This is a genomic window from Cupriavidus basilensis OR16, assembly GCF_000243095.1.
Taxonomy (GTDB): Bacteria; Pseudomonadota; Gammaproteobacteria; order Burkholderiales; family Burkholderiaceae; genus Cupriavidus; species Cupriavidus basilensis_D.
The window spans coordinates 155,387-162,971 of record NZ_AHJE01000012.1 but is presented as its reverse complement, the minus strand read 5'-3'; the positions used below and the strand labels follow the sequence as shown (position 1 = coordinate 162,971).

The 7,585-nt window shown below is 57.3% G+C and carries 6 protein-coding genes and 1 pseudogene; 2 read left to right on the top strand and 5 right to left on the bottom strand.

Going from position 1 to position 7,585, the window contains the following annotated elements; genetic code table 11:
• Nucleotides 1–199 (bottom strand): annotated as a pseudogene (locus tag OR16_RS48080) (hypothetical protein); the annotation flags it as partial.
• Nucleotides 200–531: 332 nt separating this feature from the next.
• Here OR16_RS48080 and OR16_RS39535 point away from each other — a divergent pair.
• Nucleotides 532–1,098, top strand: coding sequence for a hypothetical protein (locus OR16_RS39535; protein ID WP_006156759.1), 567 nt, complete (start codon nt 532–534; stop codon nt 1,096–1,098).
• A 275-nt stretch (nt 1,099–1,373) separates the two neighbouring features.
• Here the strand turns inward: OR16_RS39535 and OR16_RS43425 are convergent, their stop codons facing one another.
• From OR16_RS43425 to OR16_RS04360, 4 genes are all read right to left on the bottom strand, one after another.
• Nucleotides 1,374–2,141: a DUF5677 domain-containing protein gene (locus OR16_RS43425; protein WP_141639841.1), complete on the bottom strand. Its 768-nt coding sequence runs from the start codon at nt 2,139–2,141 to the stop codon at nt 1,374–1,376.
• 551 nt (nt 2,142–2,692) lie between these two features.
• Complete coding sequence (locus tag OR16_RS04370; protein WP_006156757.1) at nt 2,693–3,109, bottom strand: hypothetical protein; 417 nt, start codon at nt 3,107–3,109, stop codon at nt 2,693–2,695.
• Between the two features lie 250 nt (nt 3,110–3,359).
• Nucleotides 3,360–3,902: a hypothetical protein gene (locus OR16_RS40900; protein ID WP_141639840.1), complete on the bottom strand. Its 543-nt coding sequence runs from the start codon at nt 3,900–3,902 to the stop codon at nt 3,360–3,362.
• 11 nt (nt 3,903–3,913) lie between these two features.
• Entirely contained in the window at nt 3,914–6,607 is a 2,694-nt protein-coding gene (locus OR16_RS04360; protein WP_081488673.1) for an RHS repeat domain-containing protein, read from the bottom strand.
• Nucleotides 6,608–7,318: 711 nt separating this feature from the next.
• Here OR16_RS04360 and OR16_RS04355 point away from each other — a divergent pair.
• Complete coding sequence (locus OR16_RS04355) at nt 7,319–7,576, top strand: H-NS family nucleoid-associated regulatory protein (RefSeq protein WP_006156753.1); 258 nt, start codon at nt 7,319–7,321, stop codon at nt 7,574–7,576.
• The last annotated feature ends 9 nt before the right edge of the window (nt 7,577–7,585 follow it).

Here is a 7,585-nt window from a genome sequence, read left to right as displayed (position 1 = left end):
GTGGGGTCAATTTCGCGCTTACGTTGATCTGGCGATCGAGCTTCTCTGGCTTGCGGCCGAATTGCATGCGCCGCGGCTTGGCGATCAGCAGTTTGAGGCTGTCGATCTTGATCGTCTGGGACGTGAGTTGCCGTTGCAGATCGGCAAGTTGCGCTCGATCTCGCCCTGAAGCACCGGGGATAGCAGTTTCAGATGCCATCGACTTCATCTTGTGAACAAACGATAATTGCCACTGGCACAACCCTACCCGTCTATGTCACCTTGCCTAATCTTCACGATAGCTTCCTTTTTGATGACCGCGCACCCGAGTACGTCCCGCGTGTCCTACATGATGAGAAATACAGAGACATGGCATGGCAATTCCTTCGCGTGTCCGTTCCGTTTAGGGACGAACCTTCCGCTCGGCCTAGCGAGCGCCAGAAAGCCAGTTCAATTCTGCTTGCGGTAGGTACCCGAGAAGTTCTTAGTCGCGGCAGGCTGCTGAGCGTGGAACTAGTCGCTCTGACCGCTGAAGGTGACGTTGTCTGTGAAATGCGTGCCTACGACACGGGCTTCAATTGCGTGAAGTTGACCAATGGGTATGTGATCATTGAGGACCGCGCGTTGCGCGGATGGAGGATCGGCTCCTACTGCTTCAACCTGCTAGTCCGGTGGGCAAAGTACCACTGTCCCGAAAGTGACGTCGCGACGATCAAGCTACTGGCAACCGATGCTACGGAGGAGGTCAACAGAACTAGGCGCAATATGTTTTATGAGCAGTTTGGCATACGCTTCGCCTACACCGATATGGATGGTCTCAGGAATGCAGCGGGGGAGTCCGAACCGATGAAGGCGAGAGAACTTGTTGAACGCTCGCGAGATGAATTTTCGAACATCGAAGAGCTCGACATGCCGCACGCTGCGGCATTCTCCGCCTTGCTGTTTCCGCAGGCCCAGCGACGCGTTCTCGAGTTGCGTCAAAGCGTAACGGAAATGGTGAGGCAGACTCTACCGACCCGGAGGTTCCTCGGTTTTCTCAAGTACATGAACTGGCTGAGTTTCTGGCTTGCCGCATTACTCGGCGCTATGGCGATGAGTGCTTGGCAGCGGTGGAGCTAAGGCAACAATGTCCGGTTGCAGCAGTTCTATCCTGCGGGTTAAGTCATCCTGGCCACGGTTAGTGCCTGTTGGGTGTTTGCCTGGAGCTATGGCTCTTTTCATTGCCATCTACACTGGTCTCATCTGACGATGCGAGGAAATAGCCAACCGCACCGGTGCCGAGGCAGGGCTAGATACCACCACGCTGTATCGCCAGCTCAAGCCCTTCTTCCGGGCCTGCGCCAGCGAGCTGGACCTGGTGGTGCGTGCGGCGCGCCTGCGCGCGGCCGGCTTTTTCAGCCACGTCTGGAGCAACGATCTCGCAGTAGCAATCGATCACGCGAGCCATCACGATCGCAAGCAGAAGAGCCGGCATCGAGGCGTGTTTTTTGTTGCAACGCTACGCTTTGCATCGAGTCCCTAGTCTGAAGGACGCTAATGAAACTTGAATGGCAGTGTCCGCAAAGATAGCCATAGAATTGCTGGAATAGAAGGCGAGAAATGCCCGCGCTCACCGCGAGGTCTATCCACGCCATTTGCGGCCGCCAATTTCCTCCAAGAACATCGGACCTTTTCTTTGGGGGAAGCCTTTTGAATGCGTCGAATTCCATCAACTCTGCCTTCAATTGGTCGAGCTGCGCCAACGCCCCAGCCATTTTCTCCTTTGTGGCATCTTGCGAGGTGACGATCTTCGAGCGTTCGAGAAGTCCCGAGTATCGCCACATCTTATAGCGAAAGGAGCGCGTCGCGAGGTCTGGATGGCAGAACGCATAATGTAGTGCCAAGCACCCCTCCAGGGCTGTCCTAGCTACTACCGCGACGGACGAGTTGTCCAAGAATGGATAGTTTTCCGCGACAAGTATCTTCGTGGTCATAAGATACCTGGCTGTAACGACATGCTTTAGAACCTTAATGGCAAGGACATGTCCGTCGTTACACTCAGGAGTATCTTTCGGAATACTCGCACCTACGGCTGATTGAACGAGTCTGTGAAAGCCGTCCACCAGCTCGCTAACCATCCGCTCCGTTCTTAAATCGTGTTCAGATTTATTTTCTGTGTTCATGGTGCTGCAAGCCAAAACGTTATCAAGCTATTGTCGTTGCGCTTCTACGCGGAGGTAGGGCTGCAGACTCACGGCCCAGCCGTGGATGGCAGCGCGCGCCCTCAGCGCACGCCGAGAGGATCCCACCGAACGCGAGGATGGTAGTGCCCTATCAGGCACTCCGGTGGCAATGGCATTCGAATGCAGAACCCTGCCCCGCGCCCGTCGTCCCGCGCAAATTCCTTCCCATCCAGCAGCTCTTGAAATACGCATTCCAAGGCTTCGCCCGCGAACTCAAGCATTGAGTCTTCACTGATGTAGTCGAGCGGCACATCGCAGACGAAGATTGTCGGCGTCCCCTCTCCTTGAGCACGCGCCGATAATCCCGAGGGCCGTTCAGATGCGCCGCGATCGCAACCAGATACTCACTGCCGTAGAGCATGTAGTGGCCGCAGTATTCGATCAAACTATGCTCATTGGCCTCGAAATAGACGCGCCCCGCACGTAGGTCCGAGCCAACCGCATCAATGGCCCTCTGAAGATCAGGCTCAGTCAACTCTGGGAAGGCACCGCTAAGGAATACACTTTTTTTTGGCCTGCGCGTGGAACCGCTCGGGTGCCAGCGGCTCGAGACCTTCCCGATAGAACGGATCAAGATCCGAGGTTTTTGTGCCGTGCACCGCTCGGATTGCGCGATAACGCCCCCGTAGCCGCTGCGCAAGCTGGGTCTTGGAATCGACGTCTATATCAAGGACGTCGGCGATGATCTCATCCAACCAACTGAGATCATCACCGACAACATACTCGGGTGGCCGTGCTAAGAAGGCGGTCTGGACTTCCTCATTGGCGAAGTCCTGAATCAGCTTCCAAATGTCCGCGCGCCATGTCTCATAGTCGCGGTGATTCCACACGTCATCAGGCGCTGGGCTGCGCAGGTGATACGCGGCATCGATTCGCTTGTTCGGATAGCCGATTAGTTCGTTTTTCATAAAACCCTCCCTTTCTTACTCTGGTCCGGCGAACACGCGCCCTCTCGCCCACGCCCTCGAGTATCCATGCGCAAGATGTCGATGCCAAGCGCGCAAACTCCAGAGTTCGAGCCGATGGCAGGCCGTGTGCGGGAGTTGCACGTACTTGGCCTCCACCCAGTCGATCGCTCGGAGTTGCCCGCGCATCAGCCGCCGGACAGACTCAGCGTGAAACAGTCGGCCAGCCGCAGCCGCGAGGGCTTGGTCATTGCTACTTCTCAATCATCGGGTTCAGCCGCATGGAGGCGATGAAAGACAGCATGTTGGTGAGCATGATATCGAGGGCCATCAATCTCCCCATCGATTGCTCGAGGTTCGCGGACCCGGCAAACGCAGATGCCAGATCTCGCATGGCAGAGCCCCAGCCGACCACCCATTTTTCGGCCTCCGGGTCCATTAGGAGAACCTTGCCGACGCCGCGATTCATTACGGAGACAACCCTCTTCGGCAGGCTTTCAAACATTGCGGCGGCACTGCAATCGGCTGGCCAGGAGCTGTGCATGATGTAGGTCGAGTCCTCCCTGCCATCCTTGCTCTCGCCACCGATGATGACCAGCAAATCGGACTCGATCTCATTCAGCAGCGCGAAGACCGGCCGAGCTCGATCCCCCGACCACTGCGAGACGGCTTCTACGACCTCCGCAATGTAGTTGAGGCGCGATTGAAGGGTCGCGATATGCGCGTCGGACCGCTCCAGTGCGGGAGAGCGGAGATACTCAGCGAGAGCCGAAGGCATTTCCAAAGAAGCTGACATAGTTGCTTGCTCTAATAGAGGATTGGCACTTCCATATTAGCGACCCGCTCCCATTCCGGGAGTTCGAGCGGCCACGCCACGCAATACAGTCTGACCCGGCGGATCGCGTCCTTCAGCGCGATCTGTCGATCGAGGATCGACTTCCTGTGTTTCTCGTCGGCCCCGGCTGTCCCGCCGGTCAGGTATTGCGGCAGCCGCTTGGTCGTGATGTTGTGGTATGCACTTTGCGCGTCGGCTCGTGCTCGCGTGCACCTGGGATCTTCATCACACGTCATTGCGTCCGTGACACGGGTCGCCAGGTCGCGCAGGGTTCGATCGACCTGCTGCAGCAGCGTATTTGGATTTTGGCGGATGCCAGCCCCTTCTTGCAGCTCGTCCGCCGGCGAGGCCGGTGCATTGATTGGCGCCTGGCTCCTGGACGGCCATCTCGGAATGAGGATCCTTTGCCAGCCTGCCTGGGCATTGGCGGACGGGATCCACGACGTCACCCAATCCTTCAGCCTGGTCCAGAGGGCTGACCAAGTGCTCTGCACTCGCCCGCTGTCGGGCGGTACCGGTCGATCGCTCGAGAGCGGCCCAAAAGGGTTGGACGTGTCGACGTTCTGCACAGTGGCCGGCAACAGGCGCGCAGTCAGCCGGTGCGCAGCGTCGTACTCATAGCCTTCATAGTAGCTGGCAGGCCCCCGAATTGCCGTGAGGAAGCCATTCGCGTCGTACTCATAGTTGCTCACGCGCCCGTCCACCTCATAGGCGATCAGCGAGCCTCGAGCATTGTACTGATAGCGGACGCGCTCCCCATCCATATTGATCGCGTCCAGCAGCCGGCCCGCGGCGTCATACTGCAGCGCCCGGCCGACTTTGCCGTCACGATCGGTCAGGGTCTGCAGGTTGCCATCGGCATCGTAGGTGAAGTACCACTGCCCTGTGACAGCGTCTCCAATCATTTCCACCGTTGCAGTCGCCAGGCCGTTGGCATCGTAAGTCCACCCAGTACTCGTCATCGGTCCCGAGGGTGTGGCACTCAGACCTTGGCTGCCATTCGCGTCAATGGTCGGGAACCACGCGTAGCCGACTACCTGTCCTTTTGCGTCGTATGTGAAATAGTCCACCCGGCTAGGCGACGCAATCTTGACCGGCAGGCGCCAGGTGGGATGCCACTCCGTGGTTGTGGTCTGCGCGTTGGCTGTGCCATAACCCTCTATGCGCTGCGTTTCCCTCCCAAGCGTGTCGTAGGTGTAGCGAGTTTCCTTGTTGTCAAAATCGAACTTGCTTGACAGGCTACCGCTGTCGTCATAGGTAAACGCTTTTGTAACACTTCCGCACTCGAGGCAGGGTGCGGACACGCTGGTGGGACGTAGCACGTTCTGCTGGAGTTGGAAGGCATAGGTACGACTGCTGCCGTCAGAGCTGGTCACCGTTGTTTGGCCGTTGTCCAAGAACTGGAGTTGGGTCTTGTTGATGCCGCCGGCATGTTCGGTGGTGATTGCACGTCCTTGTACATCATAAGCGTACGTTGCAAACCTGGCGCCAGCCTCGTCAGTGATGCCGGTCAGCGCCCATCGAAATTGGCTATTTTCGTAGAGATATTGGCGAGTCTTTCCATCCGGCCAAGTTACAGTGGCCAGCATGCCATAGGTATCGTAGGCATAGCGTGTTACACCGCCACCCGGATCGGTCACAGAAGTGATTCGCGCTAGCGAGTCATAGCTGAAACTCAGGGTATGAGCGAATTGATTCTGAACCCCGATGAGTAGTCCCGGTTTGGGGGCAATGCTGGGTGGTGTGGCCCCGTCGCTATAGGACAGAGTAGTAGTCCATCCATTGCGATTCTTGACCGATAGGAGCTTACCGGTCGCATTGTATGTTTCGACGCTATCGGTGATTGCCTCGGTGTATTGCCAACCGATGATGGCATTGGCAGCGTTGCGGATAGGTTGAAGCGCATCCCTTGCACCACCGGCAGCCGTCCAGTTGCTCTGTTGCCAAACGAACCGCGTAAAACTGCCATCATCTCGCAGGGCCGTAATGCTTGGTGTGTATGCGAACTGCAGCGTTAGGTCCAGTCTCTTTTGCCACTGGTGCTGCCAAAGATTACCAAATCCGTCTTGCGGCGTATTTAGATAGCTTGAACGATAGATGCGCCGCAGGGATAATGGTTGTGGTCCGGCGCCAAAATAATCAACTTCCGCTTGAATTTTGACACCCGTCCCGGGGGAGATTGGATTTCCGACAGGACAAGACTGCTCGGCAAGCCGGTTAATCGGTGTGCCCGTATGCTCTGCCGAGCTACCCGGCTGACACACATAAGTGCCACTACCGTTATCCATCTTTGAGAAAGATGGATCGGTGCATGGGGAAACGGGCCACGCATTGTATCTTGGCCATGCCATGACATAACCGGGATATTGGGCACTCTGGAATACACACTTACCATCGGTCGACGATTGAAAGACGAACAACAAGCTGCCCAGATAGGGAGGGCCAAGCAACTTAGCGCGTGCATCGCAAACATTTTGGCCAGATGAGTATTCGCCCGTTATGTTCCTATGGTCGTCCCAGAATCCCGATGCCGCGTACAAGGAATGCGCTTGAAGCAATAATAGCGCAGATAGCAGCATTAATAAAGTGGAAGAAAAACCATTGCGATGTGCAGGATTAACAATGCCTCGCCTGCATTCATTAAGCCAGAGCCTTCTTTTGTTCATTCTTCCCCCAGCAATTTTTATTCGGACTAAAGATTGGAAAGATAATCCGTATCAGAACCCAATTAAAAACCTGCAAGATCCCCAACCCTGTGACCGCTGCACTAACCGTGTCATCTGAACTTTTATCCCATTGCATGCATCATGGAGTGCATCGTAACATTGTGACGTCACAGGTACAAACCGATCCAGATATAGCGCAGACATGCTTAGTCGCCGGCAACTGGAATCTGAAGCTTAAGTTTCTGCATACACCGTCAGCCGCCACCTTTTCGCGCATAGATCCGGCCCCCCTTGCTGCCTAGACATAGACACAGCTCACGCACATCCACGTGCCGCGCGAGGCCAGGCCGGAACCGGATGTGGGGCGCCGCCAGACTGAGGACCAGTGGGGTGTTCGTGCTGGCCCAGCTTGAAGCGCTGCCGCCTATCTCGGCCACGCCGCCGACCTGGGCGAGCGGGCGCCGCAGGCCAGCACGCACTGGCTGCGCCACATGCATATTTCGTATGCGCTAGCGGCTGGGCGCCGCTGGAGGTGGCGCAGCAGAACGCCGGCGACGCTTCGCTCGACACCACCACGCGCTATGTGACCACCGAGGCGGCGCGACGCATGGAGGCAATGCAGGCGGCGTGGAACACCCGAAAGGGCGATTGATGGTGTGTCCCCAAATCGTTGCACCTTTCCGATTCCCGAAACCTTATACCTATCGTCCCATGTCTCTTGAGAGCGAGCGCGCCGCGGCCATCGTGTGGATACGTGTGCAGATGGCCAGGCATGGCCTGACCTTGGCCGACCTGCAGGCAGCGGGTTGCTTCGCCGTGGTGGTGCCGCCGCCGGCACCAGCACCAGCACCGACGCGCACCTACCGCGACGCCGAAGGGCGGAAATGGGACGGGCAGGGCGAGATGCCGGCCTGGCTGCAGTGGGCCGTCAACGCGGGGCAGTCCGCGGAGCATTTCCGCGTGGGTTGACGGTATGCG